Genomic DNA, 13,153 nt, shown 5'->3' on the forward strand with positions numbered 1-13,153 from the left:
CTGAGGAAAATCAAAGTCCCCCCACTGTTAGGGACGGTCGTAAGACGGGAGAATATAGGAAAACACCCCTTGGCCTTCTAGGGTTTACGTCCTACCCACGTCCGGCTTGTAACCCATGGGGGAAGGGAAGGGGTTACAAAATGCAGTCATCATCCGGAAATCGGGGAAAAGGATAGTTGAGCAGGGGAAAGGGGACATGTGTGGCTAGGTATGGAACTGTATGGGGTGGAGGAAGAAATGTCCAAGTCCAATATGGCAGAGCGAATCATTCACTATGGTGTCTCTGATTCCCCACATCTAAGAAAAACCCTGCACAGCCTCGATCATAATGTTTGGCCTGGCGGGTAGGTCCTCCGAGGATTCGTGCATAGCATAAAATCAGCCGTAGAAGGGTGGGTGGCTAGCCATTAGAGGTATGTTATTTAAATAAATTTTATATAATATATTACTATTTTTATTCATTTGTTATAGGTCGGGGCTCAGTCCATGGCAATAACCGCCGAATCAAGTTCATATGAGTGGTGATTTTGCCCCTGGTGGTCCATGAGTTCCTCATAGTTACGGCCCCCCTTTTATGACAGCCAATACAGGGATCCCTATCATAGATATAGCTTTGCGTGTAGTCCTCATCTCCCCCCGTCGATGTATCATCCATATCGATAGTCCAACAACGTACCTGTTCCTTGGCCCTCCTGATGTCCTTTTCCTCGGGCTCTTTTCTCTCTGTAGGAAGAAATTCATCAAAAAATAGAACCTGTTCTCACTTATATTCCATGTAACTTGTTGCTCCCGCTGTTGAAGATAGTACTGCTTTTAATGAGAACATTTTCCTACAAAAATTTTCATATGTATTTCCTTTTCCAACAAATGCATACACATAGTTGAATTTGTTTCTGCAGTAGGTACATCCTCGCCGTTGGGTTTTTATAATAGATTCAGTTTCCCGAAAGCCAAGAATGCTGTGTTTTATTTTTCATTCCTCGTCTAATCCTGTTTTCCCCCAATTTTTGTCCCGGGTTTCCCGAATCTTCATGGGGACACCCGATTCCCGGGGATGGAAGGTCGGCAATGGACTCTTAGGGTATAACTCATGTTATCTAATTTTGTGGTTCCTACTTTCTCTATTTTTACGATTTTCACTTCGTCCGGAAAAGTGGGCCTTGGGAAATTTGGTTCTGTTTTCATCATTTCTCGATAAAGAGTGGGTTGCCCACGATTATAACATATAAAACTTAAATTTTATAAAAATAATGAATGGGCCCTAGTGTGTTCTTTCTAGAACACCTTGGAATACAGTGGGAATTCAAACTTAGGCAGATGCAAACACAGAACCCTATCGCGATACATTCGGTCTATCAAACCATGGTTCAATCCCTACTCCCGAGACTAAATTCCTGGATCCGAATTTTATGATAAGCCGGGAAGAAAACCAATATTCTGGGCGGTACTTATCGGATCGTTCCTTTCTGCGATAGCACCCCGACTACAGACAAGTAAGGGTAGGAAGTTAATGAAAAAACGTTTCTCGGGGGAGCACTGTTTTCACAATTCCAAAGCATACAATGGGTATAGATAAACATAGACCAACGTCGTATAATCAGGCATTCATGCCCATTATTTCATATAAGACGACTCTGTGTTTTGATCGTGTTATTCGGGAGAATAACAATACAGAAAAAGGCTCGGATGGACGTTTTTACCAGGGAGTTTCTTGAAGAGGGCACCCATCTAAAAATATAAATTTTCAAAAAGTATTATGGAAAGGTTTCCGTCCCCATCCGCACTAGAATGGTGTTATTTTGCGTAATAAGGAATAAAAACCATGGAATGAACTGGATCATCCCAACGGGCATCCATTTCCGAGTTGTATTGCAGATTGTACCAGGGAAGTGTCCCGATTTTGTGTTGTTATGTTCATCTCGGTGTAGATGTAAAGGGGTGCTGTTCGCATTCCTTCTAAATTATGAGAGTCAAAATCGTTCCGATGTCTACGAGAAAATCAAAGGTCATAAAGTCAGGGATCGAGGTTACTCTGATCTCACCCAATTTTTGATGGGAATCATTGATGTGGACTCTAGTTTTTATCGGATGGATTCAATCTTCATCAGTGGCTGTATCAGGAAGCTGAGCCGCAATAGGTTGATTTTCTTGATGATCATCAGGATTGGCAGGTCCGTCCGATGGCTAAACTTGCCGTTCCTCTCCCTTGGGATTCTGGGACTGAATTCCTAAGTCTGATATGCGGCCAAGATCCGTTTTTTTTCAGATGGACTTTTGGGACTCCGAATTCTGAGTTATTGGCATCACATTGCGTTTGCGGGGCGCAAGAGCTACAATCTTTCCCTAGGTGGGTGTATCCGTGGGCTCGCGCATCTTTTGTTCATACCGCGGTACAAAATTAGGAACTCAGGCTTTGATCGCAGAAGTGAAAACTATCAAGGGTTATTTCGTTTCAAGGGGGAGGTCCCGCTATTGAAGTATGTTCCCTTTGTTACCACAAAGTTGCGAAGAGGGAATTTGCATGTTGCAACTACGGACCAGTTCAAAATCACGACATTTTTGTTTTTCTTGCGCTTTCCCATGGACGTTGCCACAGTGACAAAGCATGCTTTACTACCGGCTGTACTTAGGAGAGGAACGATGGCACATCCAACCACGTTGGGATTACAGCGGCAGTTAGAGTCTATGTACGGCGCCCATCTCTCCGTGGATGTTTGCAAACGCGGGGATATGCATATTTTACAGTTTGGTTTGACTATACCCAATGACACCTTCTTACCGGGGACCACCAACCTACTTCAGCAGTCCATAAATTTTCTGTGCGATGTTTTGCTCAATCCCTACAAGGAACAGGGTGCGTTTTCTTTTTCCTTTGTTCAGGCGGAAAAACAGAACCTTAGGAGACACATAGAGAGTCTTCCTAACGATAAGGGTGCCTATTGTACACAGAAGTTGTTGGAAAAGATGTATCCCGGCGATCCCTTTTCCCTATTCCTTTATGGGCGTGTTCAGGACCTTGAGGCGATCACCCCGGGGGATTTGTACGAGCATTATCAAAATGTTCTCAGACGATGTCCCATTGACTGTTATGTGGTGGGTGACGTCGATGGTCAGCAGGTAGCTGATAAGATCAATTCTGTTTTTGCCAAATTGTCTTTCAAGACCCCTGTATCGGAAACGTTGATCCCTGTAGCGGATATCCCAAGGGGGAACGTGGAGAAGGTTCGTTACCATTCCGAAAGCATGGATGTGTATCAGGGTCGCTTGAATATGGGCTTTCGGACCTACACGACGGCTCGCGATGCAGAGTATCCGGCCATGCTACTCTATGATGGTTTGTTAGGGGGATTCCCACATTCCAAGTTGTTTCGGGAGGTACGGGAGAAACATAGTCTTGCCTATTCCTGTTCCTCACGGATGGATACCTCTAAGGGTCTATTGATGGTTCAAGCGGGTGTTGACTTTGCCAACGTCAAAAAGGCAGAGGGGATTGTGATGGAGCAACTGGAAGCATTACGTCAGGGGCAGATCAATGAGGAGGAGTGGGGACAAACAAAGGCTATGTTGGCCAATCGATGGACGGAGGCACAAGACAGTCCCTTTGGAATGATTCAATTCCACTATCAAACCCTCCTAAATGGTACGGAGTGGACGCCCCCTTCGTTATGGGAATCCCTAGAAGGATTGCATCGTCCCGCCGTGCAGGAGATAGCCGATCGGGTGCAATTGGATACGGTCTACGTATTGCAGCGGGGGGTAATGTAAATGGGGAGCATCCAATATCGGTCCTTACAGGAGGAGCTTTTCTTCGAGCAGCTCCCTAATGGGTTACGAGTTTATGTTCTTCCCAAGCGCGGATATCACAAGACTTTCGCCGCTTTTTCCACCTACTATGGTTCTAACGACTCATCCTTCCGGGTGGGTGACGGAGAGGTTGTTCAAACCCCAGATGGAGTTGCCCACTTTTTGGAGCACAAGTTGTTTGAACAGCCTGATGGGAGCGATGTTTTTAGGGAGTTTTCCTTGCGGGGTGCTTCCTCTAATGCCTTCACCACCTACAATCGTACGAGCTATCTTTTTTCCTGCACGCAAAATCTGTATCAAAATCTAGAAATACTCCTTTCCTTTGTCCAACAGCCCTATTTTACTGATGCCAACGTAGCTAAGGAACAGGGCATCATTGGGCAGGAGATTCGTATGTACGATGATGCCCCAGATTGGCAGGTTTACGTGGGTCTTATGCAGTCCCTGTATCACAATCATCCTGTACGGGGAAACATCATAGGTACGATTGAATCGATTGCAGGGATTACAAAGGAGGTTCTCTATGCGTGTTATGAAACTTTTTATCATCCTAGCAATATGATTCTTTTTATCGTGGGTTGTGTTGAACCTGAAGGGGCTATGGAGATTGTTCGTGCCCACCAGGCACAACGAGAGGTTCCGCCGGCTCCTAAAATCAGTCGCGTTCTTCCAGGGGAGCCTGACACGGTGATTGCTTCTATCCATGAGAAGAGGCTTAGTGTAGGGATTCCTCACTGCTTGCTTGGTTGTAAGGAGGCAGTGGCTTCCCTACCCAGTTCAGGTGATACTTTGATGAGGCAGGAGTGGCTAACGGAGTTGGCCCTTGGTGCTATCCTTGGTTCCAGTTCGCAATTTTATCAGGATCTTTATGATGCGGGACTCATCGATGGTACCTTCGGTGTTGATTATACTCTGGATTCCGGCTACGGTCATGTCATTTGTGGTGGACAGACCTCCAAGCCTAGTGAGTTGGTATCCCGTTTGCAGGAGGGTATTCAGAAGGCCTGTGAACGCGGAATAGATCGTGATGCTTTCCGCCGTCTACAACGAAAAAAATTAGGAGATTTTTTGCATAGTTGGGACATTTTACGTTGGATAGCCGATCGTTTTGTCTCTTGCCAGTTTCTAGGGGCCGATCCATTTGTAGTCCCCGAAATGGTGACAAGATTGCAACCCGAAGAAGCCGATGAACGGATTCGTTCCCTCTTTGCCCCCGAGCGTATGGCTACCTCGGTTGTAGTACCTAATGCCGTGATGGAGTAGGTTTTGCAAGATTCAGGGGTATGGGCATGGGTGGATGGTGGTAGTGGCGCGATCGGGGGTAAGGTTGCTGAGATCCTAGCTCAACGAGGGTTGAATGTAGTTGTTACCTACCATCGGGGTGTTGAGCGGGCCCATCGGGTGGTAGAACGGTGTCTTCGTTGGGGGGTGAAGGCCCTTTCTGTTCCTATCTCTTCCGTGGGGTGGAAGGCGGGGGAAATTTTGGTCCCGTTTCCGTACACCGTGGAACCCGGGGTGTATGTTCATGCAGCTGGGGGTACCATTGTAGGTGTGTGTCAGGAATTGGGGGAACAGGATTGGAAAAAATTGTTTCATGTTCATGTGGAGATGTCCTTTCGGGCCATTCGCACCTTTCTACCGTCTATGATTCGCAATCAATGGGGTAGAATTGTTCTTGTGACATCCATTTTTTCCGCTGCCTCAGGGGGGGCTTTGGAAACTCTTTACACGGCTGTCAAGGGGGCACAGGAAGGCTTCGTGCGTTCCCTTGCCCAGGAGGTGGCTGCTGCAGGTGTAACTGTCAATGCGGTAGCCCCTGGTGCTATTGATACGCCTCTGCTACAACGGCAGCTCTCCCCCGTCGATCGTGATGCGCTCCGCGAGGCTATCCCTATGCGTCGTTTGGGTACGCCCGCCGAGGTAGCCCATTTGGTGGGATTCCTTTGTTCAGAGGAGGCGGCTTATATTACCGGGCAAGTCATTGGTATCAGTGGTGGCTTCAGGGGTTGAACGTTCCGACATGCATAGGTTTTTTACGGATGAATCACCCTAAAGAATATACACATAGCAGGGACTGCTTTTGTGATAGTGATTTGTGCATTGTGATGGGGGGATGAAAATGGTCGTTATGGAGAATTTTGATGAGTGGAAGCAATTTTTAAAGACGAGGGTGGAACAAGCCAGGGGTTTGGGGATGGATGATGAGGATATCACCTCCGTGGCCTCCCAGATCGGGGAGTATTTGACAACCAATGTGGAGCCCGCCAACATTCAGGAACGACTCTTGAAGGAGATGTGGGATGCTGGGGATTCCAGTCAACGTGAGGCAATGACCCAGATGATCATCCATATGGTGGAACGGGAACCTGCCCAATGATCGGAGATCATTCAGAGAACCGGACTTCTGGGGGATTGGGAATGGGGGATTCGTGTCGTTTTCCCTTTTTGCCTTCTCCCCCCCCATAGAGGAGCTTTCTCTGCAATTGTTGTGAGCGAACTGAGGAGTTCTGGTGTATCCGTGATCACCCATCGTGGGGGGACACGGGTTGGACCATGGCCTGGGGTTGACACCACGGGAGTTGGGTATCCCCTTGTCATTATGGAATTCCCCCCTTTTGGGAATCGACCGGGGGGAATTCGGATACCCCGGGCCGGCTTGTTGTTGACATATCATTCTTGGAGTGAAGCCCGTGGAATGTTGTGTTTGGGGAAACATGCGTTCGTTTTGTAATATTTCGATCAATAAGAAAGCAGGAGTGGGGTTTCAAATGGGGGGAAGATGAGGGTTTTGATCATGGCAAGGATTCCTTGTCCTATTTTTTAATTGAATACATCTATTTATTAATAAAGTTTTCTATTGCATGTATTTTTTTAGTAAATAGTATGTTATGATTGTTAGAGTAGCCAACACAGAGACTGAGGTGGGCGTGCCTAGACAACCGGTCAGTACCATCCATGCTTTGGACCCGACGTTCATGGGGTGAACCTACGTATATGGTGATAAGACGGGGCATTGAAGTCCTACCCCGGATCAGGATACAATGGGAGCTGCGGTTGAGGGGTTCGGGGGGTTGATTATGGACGGCAGTGAGTGGTATTTGGAGTACGAAATCCATCAGGATCGACCCGGGTTGCTTGGTAATATTGCTTCGGCACTGGGTATGTTATCCATCAACATTCTGTCCATCAGTGGCATGGGTGAACGCAGGAGGGGGGTTCTCTTTTCTACGGGGAACAAGTCCAAGGTGGCTCTGTTGGAAAAGATTGTTTCCCAGGTGGATGACATTACGGTTACGGCCCTCCGCCCGCCTATTCTCGTGGATCGCTTGGCCATTCGACACGGTCGTGCTTTGGATAGTTGTTCGCAGGATCGCACGTATCGTTTTACGCGTGAGGAGTTGGGTCTACTCGTTGACTTCTTAGCTTCCATGCTACAACAGGGTGGTCATCAGTTGATCGGTTTGCGGGGGATGCCGCGTGTTGGTAAGACGGAATCGATTGTGGCGGCCAGCGTTTGTGCCAATAAGCGGTGGGTTTTGTTATCCTCTACGCTCCTACGCCGTACGATCTCCACTAGCTTAGAGGTGGATAGGGAGTCAGGAAGAAATGTGTATATCATCGACGGGGGGGTTTCGGCTCATCATGCGGATGAGCGTCATTCGGAATTGTTGCGTGAGGTACTTTGTTTGCAGGTGTCTAAGGTCATTGAGCATCCCGATATGTTTGTTCGCAATTCTTCCCTCACGATGAATGATTTCCACTGTTTGATTGAGCTGCGTAATCACCCTGATGAAATCATTACATATGAGGCCTTGGAATCAGAGTTGGAGATGCGACATTGGTAAAAAGGAAGAGGGGAGTGATTCAGTAACAAGTGGACGTTGGAGAGCGCCTGCGAAAGGCAAGGGAAGCACGCGGTATGTTGCTTTCAGAGGCGGAGCGTGTCACGGGAATTCCGGAACGTCATTTATTGGTTATGGAACAGGGGCGTTTCGACTTGTTACCCAGCCCTAGGTACGTGCGTTCCTACCTACGTACCTATGCCAATGCCGTAGGGGAAAACCCGCAGGTTTTGTTAAAATTGTATCGGCCATGGGCGCATCCCACCACGGAACCCCACGCCAAAAAAATTTTTGCTGTTGATTCAGATCAATCTGTGCCGGAACGGTCGTCCCAACGTTTGTCCTCCTCCCCCGCCCGTTTGCCGCGTCCCGCACGCTCCCACAAACCTGTTTCCGGCCTCCCCCCATCCGATTTCCCCCGGAGAGGAATGGAACTGCCCTTCCCATCCTCTCCTCGGCAGGGGGATGATGATGTATCCCGGCAGAGGGATGGTGATGTACCCCGGCAGGGGGATGGTGATGTACCCCGGCAGGGGGATGGTGATGTACCCCGGCAGGGGGATGGTGATGTACTTCGGCAGAGGGATGGCGATGTACCCCGGCGGAGGGATGGTGATGTACCCCGGCGGAGGGATGGTGATGTACCCCGGCAGGGGGATGGTGATGTACCCCGGCAGGGGGATGGTGATGTACTTCGGCAGAGGGATGGCGATGTACCCCGGCGGAGGGATGGTGATGTACCCCGGCAGGGGGATGGTGATGTACTCCAGCAGGGAGAGGGTGATGATGTACCCCGGCAGGATCCCCCCCGTCCCCCGGTGGATTCTGGTGGGTTTCCGCGACTCCCCCGTCGATCGCAGCAGCGATCACCTTGGCGGTCGCAACGAAAACCGTTGCAATCAGGACAAACCCAGCGGGTGCAACAGGCGTCACAGCGTCCACAACAGCATTCGCAACAGACAACGCAGCCATTACGGCCGGTACGATCTCATCATCAGCCCCCATCCCAGTTTCGTCCATCGTCTGTTCAGGAGGATGATCCCTTGCCAGCAGCGGGGAGGAGGACCCGTGTTATTTATGCACGTCGTGTCCGTCATCATCGGGATCCGAAGGCAGAGGGTGGGGTAATGGGTAGAAGGGGGTCCGTTTTGGCTCGTCCTCCCAGGGATGAACCGGAGGTGCACCCGTCACGTGGTAGGGGGCGCTCAGGGGGCGAGGATTTATCGTCCTCGAATGCGGATAAGCAGTCCATGAGTCGTCGTCAGTCGCGGCGCATCCCCTCGGGGAAGAATCGGGGGGATACCAGGAAGAAACCGGGGAAATTTCTTGCGGTGGTTCTCTGGGTTGGTGGGGTCTTGTTCATGGTCTTTTCCCTTGCCTATATCGTCTATATGGTGAACAAGTCCAAGGGAAAGCCGGCGGTTCAGGGCATGATGATGATGGCCTATTTGGATCCTCCACCCTCGCAGGAGTGGACGGAGGGGGGATCCGGTGATGAGTGGATCACATAGGGGAGAAAAGATTTTGATGGGGGGGTTTCTTTTGTCACGTGAAGGAAGTCATTCGGCCAATGATTCCGCTGGTTTTTTGGGACAAGGCCCCACTCCACAGCATAGTTCCCGATCTTTGGATTTTGCACCGTCACAGATGGGGTGTACTATGGGCGATGTGGGGGGTGTTTTGTGCAAGGCGCGCAAATCATTGGGGCTTTCCCTAGATGAGTTGCAGCAAAAGACAGGGATTGAGAGATTGTTTTTGCAAGCTATTGAACAGGGGGAAATGGGGAATCTCCCGAGCCCGTTTTATACGCGGAATTTCTTGCGAAACTACGCAAAATGTGTACAGTTGGAACCCCATCGCATTTTGCGTCGTTATCGACGATATGAGCAGGCGGAGCGGGAAATAACAGGTAAGTGGCAGCGAATGGAGTTATCCCCTACAGGTACGGGACATGCGACGATGGGAAGAGTCGTGTGTTCACAGTCTACCACGCGACACAGAACGGCTGTGGGTAGTGAAGGCGGATCTGATCCATGGACTCCTCCTACCCAACACGTTTTGTCACAACAGCGCCCTTCACGGGGGACATCCTCTTCTACAGACCCGCTGGGGCGCGGGAGAGCACCTTCCCCCTCCCGTCCCGCACAACAGACGCGTTTGCGCCGTGTGGATCGTTATCGTCAGGAGATGCAGGAACGTCAGTCCCGTGGTTGGTTAGTGGCGGCAGTGTTTTCATCCCTGTTGGCGATTGGATTGTTGACAGCGGCTGTTTGGAATTTCCTTTAGGTTCCAGGATGCGGGATCGTTGTAGTATGATAGGAGTAAAAATTCATGATATTCCTGAAGATTGAAGGGGGGTAGGGGACGTGGGCTTGCACCTTCGAAGGGAGCGCCTGCGTCAGAAACGGAGCATCGAGGAAGTTTCTCACAGATTAGGGGTTCATCCTGCCGATGTTTGGGCTATCGAGGAAGAGAATATGGCACGATTTTCCGATTCAGCTACAGCCCGTCGTTTGCGTGAGTCCTATGAGAAACTTCTACAGGTAGGGGATTTGTCTGTGGCCCGCCCATCCTCTAGAAACCAGATCCCCATTGCGCCCCCTGAAATGTTGGTGGGTGGAGAACATCTTGGGAGGGGGAGGAGACGGCGGAGGGGAAGGAGGCCATCGTCCTGGAAGAGGTGGGGGACGATAGCGAGTGTGTTATTGTTGCTTGTTTTTGGGTTTGGATTAGCCCGTTTGTTGGACCAGAAAACGGAGCAGAAAAAGGATGCGGAGGCTCCTCCCCCTATCCCGCCATCTAGGAGTCCTCCCCCGCAATCGAATCCTACACAGGGTGGTGGGGTGCAGGTAAGGTTTCAATACAAGGATCGTGGTGTTAGTGTCTACTCCGTGGCGGGTGCCCAGGTCGTTACCGTGCGTGTTTCTTCCCTTCAAAAACCTATAAGGGTATCGATAGATGCTTATCCGGAACGCACCCTATTGGCACGAAGCACAGCGCAGTCTAAGGCCCCTATTTCGGCCACCCATGTTAAGGGGATGATGGTCACCGTTAGTGATATTTCGCAAAGCCGCTTCACGGTCAATGATGTGGACATTGACGTAGGTACGGGACGCAACAAGGGTCGTATGCGGTATCTTTTTTGCCGGGAGGATTCCTGTCCTAAGCCTGGCACTAGTAGATCCAATAAGAGTAAGTCTGGTACTGGTGGCGATGGTAAGCGGGAAAATACAGGGGAGAAAAGCCCGGGGAAACAAAGGGCTGGTGAACGGGGTTCTAGTGGACGGAATGCCAGTGGGCGGGGGGCGGAAACAGAAGGGGAGCAGAGTTGACGAGGATGCCCTGGGGTATCCCACATGAATAGGGTATGGGGGTGATGGTGTTCCCGGTTGATGAAGGGGCGGTTGGGTTACGATTTGGATCGCCCGGAAATTGGGAGGGTATGGTAAAGGGAGTATTGAGTTTTTATGGATGGGTGGCTACAATGGGCAGAAGGGATTCATTTTTGTATGTTTCTTTTTTGTGGGTGTATGCCTCGTGGTTATAGAAAATGAGTACGATATGTGTTGCTGTGCTTGTCTACCCCCTGGGGGTTGATGGATGTGAACCTGGCCAATCAGTTGACGTTGCTGCGTATTCTCTTGGTTCCCCCACTTGTTCTTTTTCTCCTGATGCGTCCCCACCTTGGATTCATTCCAATAGGTGGTTGGTTGGTTAGCGTTGGGGATTTGTTGGCGACGTTCCTTTTTCTTGTGGCCGCTTGTACCGACGGTTTGGATGGGTATATTGCCCGCAAACGGGGAGCTGTGACGAGATTGGGGAAATTCCTCGATCCTCTAGCAGATAAGTTGTTGATCACAGCTGTACTGATCCAGTTGGTGGAGATTGATCGTGTGGAGGCCTGGATGGCTATCATGATCATCAGCCGGGAGTTTGCTGTTATGGGTTTACGGCTTGTTGCTGCGGCCGAAGGAAAGATGGTAGTGGTTCACTGGCTTGGTAAGTGGAAAACATTGGTGCAAATTGTGGCTGTGGGTTCCCTGATGCTGGACAATACCCCGTTTTCATGGTGGGGTTTTCCCTTTGCCGATTATGCTATGTGGTTGGCTGTGATTGTGACGTTGATCTCCGGGTTTTATTATTTTTATAAAAATCGTAAATTAGTCATGATGTAGGCACCCATGCATTGGGTGTGAGGCAGTTGGCGATAGGGGTTTCCAATGTTGTAGGGAAAGGTTATCGAGGGGGGTTCTGAGTTCATTGGTGCGGGTATCCGTTGTGACCGTAGGCACGGAGCTAACCACGGGTATGACGATCGATCGCCATGCCCGTTATCTGTCTCTTCTATGTACATCATTGGGTCTGCATGTTACGCGGCACGTGACTGTGGAGGATGAACCGGATTCCCTATATTCAGTGCTTCTTTGGCTCCGGTCTCAGATGGATGTTTGTTTATTGACGGGGGGGTTAGGTCCCACGCCTGATGACTTGACGCGCGAAGTGGTGGCAAGGTTCCTGGGTGAGTCCTTGGTATGGGATGAGACTCTCTATTCCGACATTGTGCGTTATTTTCAAGGGCGTGGTTTGGACTTGCCGGAGGGTAATTCCAAGCAGGCTTACCGTTTCGTAGGTGGTGATGTTCTCCCGAATCCCCATGGGACAGCCGTGGGTCTTTCCCTTCAAAAGGGTGGTGTGCGTTACGTTTTACTGCCGGGTCCTGTCCATGAATTGCGCCCAATGGTGGAAAATTTTGTGACTCCCATGCTGCGGGATTTTGCTCGGGACCAGGTGGTTCGCCAGTGTTCGCTTTGTTTTGCTGGGATTGGTGAATCAGAATTAGTGGCGCATTTTCGGCATCTGATCCAGGCTACCCCTCGGCTTACTATAGCCCCCTATGCTCACCGCGATCGGGTAGTTGTTCGTGTGACTGTTCGTGGGGATGAGGATGCTGCTGCAGAACGACTCCTTGCCTCTGCGCAAAGGGATATTTTGGATCTTTGCGGTGATTGGTGTTATTCTGATGAAGATGTTTCCCTAGCCACGGTGGTGGTGAGGTTGTTGTGTCAGTGCGGTAGGACAGTAGCCTTGGCAGAGAGTTGTACGGGAGGGCAGATTTTGCAGCGTTTGACCGTCGTGCCGGGGAGCAGTCAGGTCGTGCGCGGGGGTTGGGTAGCTTACCACAAGGATGTTAAGGAGCAGGTTGTGGGTGTCTCAGGTGCTTGTATAGAGCGTATGGGTATTGTGTCTGCTGCTACGGCTCGTTTCCTAGCGAGGCGGGCTATGCAGGTGTTTGCTGCTACGATCGGCGTGGGCGTAACGGGTGTGGCAGGCCCTAAGTCACATGGTGGGCAGCCGCCCGGCATAGTTTGGATCAGTTGGGTTACCGCGGAGGTGGAGCATGCAGTGAGATTCTGTTGGCCGGGAGTACTACGGGAGGATGTGCAGGCGTTGGCTTCGCAGCAAGCGCTCTTTTGTTTGTGGAAGTATTTGAAAAAATTTTGAAAACT

General features: G+C 50.2%; 12 protein-coding genes. 11 read left to right on the top strand and 1 reads right to left on the bottom strand.

What is annotated here, in order from left to right; all coding sequences use genetic code 11:
* The first annotated feature begins 1,827 nt into the window (after positions 1–1,827).
* From PPRES148_RS09485 to PPRES148_RS09505, 5 genes are all read left to right on the top strand, one after another.
* Positions 1,828–2,232 carry a hypothetical protein gene (locus PPRES148_RS09485; RefSeq protein WP_149454413.1) on the top strand — a complete coding sequence of 135 codons (405 nt, stop codon included), beginning with the start codon at positions 1,828–1,830 and terminating at the stop codon, positions 2,230–2,232.
* Between the two features lie 240 nt (positions 2,233–2,472).
* Positions 2,473–3,765: an EF-P 5-aminopentanol modification-associated protein YfmF gene (gene yfmF / locus PPRES148_RS09490; RefSeq protein WP_149454414.1), complete on the top strand. Its 1,293-nt coding sequence runs from the start codon at positions 2,473–2,475 to the stop codon at positions 3,763–3,765.
* A complete protein-coding gene (gene yfmH, locus PPRES148_RS09495) occupies positions 3,766–5,067 on the top strand; it encodes an EF-P 5-aminopentanol modification-associated protein YfmH (protein WP_149454415.1) in 1,302 nt (433 codons plus the stop codon). It begins immediately after the preceding gene.
* A gap of 3 nt (positions 5,068–5,070) precedes the next feature.
* Positions 5,071–5,814, top strand: a complete 744-nt coding sequence (locus PPRES148_RS09500; RefSeq protein WP_149454416.1) for an SDR family oxidoreductase — start codon at positions 5,071–5,073, stop codon at positions 5,812–5,814.
* 109 nt (positions 5,815–5,923) lie between these two features.
* Positions 5,924–6,181, top strand: coding sequence for a DUF3243 domain-containing protein (locus tag PPRES148_RS09505; RefSeq protein ID WP_149454417.1), 258 nt, complete (start codon positions 5,924–5,926; stop codon positions 6,179–6,181).
* An 11-nt stretch (positions 6,182–6,192) separates the two neighbouring features.
* Here the strand turns inward: PPRES148_RS09505 and PPRES148_RS09510 are convergent, their stop codons facing one another.
* On the bottom strand, positions 6,193–6,402 hold the full coding sequence (locus PPRES148_RS09510; RefSeq protein ID WP_149454418.1) for a hypothetical protein: 210 nt from the start codon (positions 6,400–6,402) through the stop codon (positions 6,193–6,195).
* A gap of 479 nt (positions 6,403–6,881) precedes the next feature.
* Between PPRES148_RS09510 and PPRES148_RS09515 the strand changes: the two genes are divergently transcribed.
* The 6 genes from PPRES148_RS09515 (at position 6,882) to PPRES148_RS09540 (ending at position 13,148) form a co-directional block, all read left to right on the top strand.
* Complete coding sequence (locus tag PPRES148_RS09515) at positions 6,882–7,649, top strand: DUF3388 domain-containing protein (protein ID WP_149454419.1); 768 nt, start codon at positions 6,882–6,884, stop codon at positions 7,647–7,649.
* Positions 7,650–7,678: 29 nt separating this feature from the next.
* On the top strand, positions 7,679–9,157 hold the full coding sequence (locus tag PPRES148_RS12445) for a helix-turn-helix domain-containing protein (RefSeq protein WP_149454420.1): 1,479 nt from the start codon (positions 7,679–7,681) through the stop codon (positions 9,155–9,157).
* Positions 9,141–9,932 carry a helix-turn-helix domain-containing protein gene (locus PPRES148_RS09525; RefSeq protein WP_246142988.1) on the top strand — a complete coding sequence of 264 codons (792 nt, stop codon included), beginning with the start codon at positions 9,141–9,143 and terminating at the stop codon, positions 9,930–9,932. The genes PPRES148_RS12445 and PPRES148_RS09525 overlap by 17 nt, the downstream gene beginning before the upstream one ends.
* 80 nt (positions 9,933–10,012) lie before the next feature.
* On the top strand, positions 10,013–10,978 hold the full coding sequence (locus PPRES148_RS09530; RefSeq protein ID WP_149454422.1) for a helix-turn-helix domain-containing protein: 966 nt from the start codon (positions 10,013–10,015) through the stop codon (positions 10,976–10,978).
* Positions 10,979–11,248: 270 nt separating this feature from the next.
* The gene (gene pgsA, locus PPRES148_RS09535; protein ID WP_149454480.1) at positions 11,249–11,821 is read left to right on the top strand and encodes a CDP-diacylglycerol--glycerol-3-phosphate 3-phosphatidyltransferase; all 573 of its coding nucleotides are present in this window, start codon (positions 11,249–11,251) and stop codon (positions 11,819–11,821) included.
* 88 nt (positions 11,822–11,909) lie between these two features.
* A complete protein-coding gene (locus PPRES148_RS09540) occupies positions 11,910–13,148 on the top strand; it encodes a competence/damage-inducible protein A (protein ID WP_149454423.1) in 1,239 nt (412 codons plus the stop codon).
* Positions 13,149–13,153: the final 5 nt, after the last annotated feature.

This window comes from Pasteuria penetrans, from assembly GCF_900538055.1.
GTDB classification, from domain to species: Bacteria; Bacillota; Bacilli; order Thermoactinomycetales; family Thermoactinomycetaceae; genus Pasteuria; species Pasteuria penetrans.

Bases quoted from the DNA above. Each gene is read 5' to 3' on its own strand.
- PPRES148_RS09485 (WP_149454413.1), top strand. From the start codon at position 1,828: ATGAACTGGATCATCCCAACGGGCATCCATTTCCGAGTTGTATTGCAG.
- yfmH (WP_149454415.1), top strand. From the start codon at position 3,766: ATGGGGAGCATCCAATATCGGTCCTTACAGGAGGAGCTTTTCTTCGAG.
- PPRES148_RS09505 (WP_149454417.1), top strand. From the start codon at position 5,924: ATGGTCGTTATGGAGAATTTTGATGAGTGGAAGCAATTTTTAAAGACG.
- PPRES148_RS09510 (WP_149454418.1), bottom strand. From the start codon at position 6,402: ATGACAAGGGGATACCCAACTCCCGTGGTGTCAACCCCAGGCCATGGT.
- PPRES148_RS09515 (WP_149454419.1), top strand. From the start codon at position 6,882: ATGGACGGCAGTGAGTGGTATTTGGAGTACGAAATCCATCAGGATCGA.
- PPRES148_RS09525 (WP_246142988.1), top strand. From the start codon at position 9,141: ATGAGTGGATCACATAGGGGAGAAAAGATTTTGATGGGGGGGTTTCTT.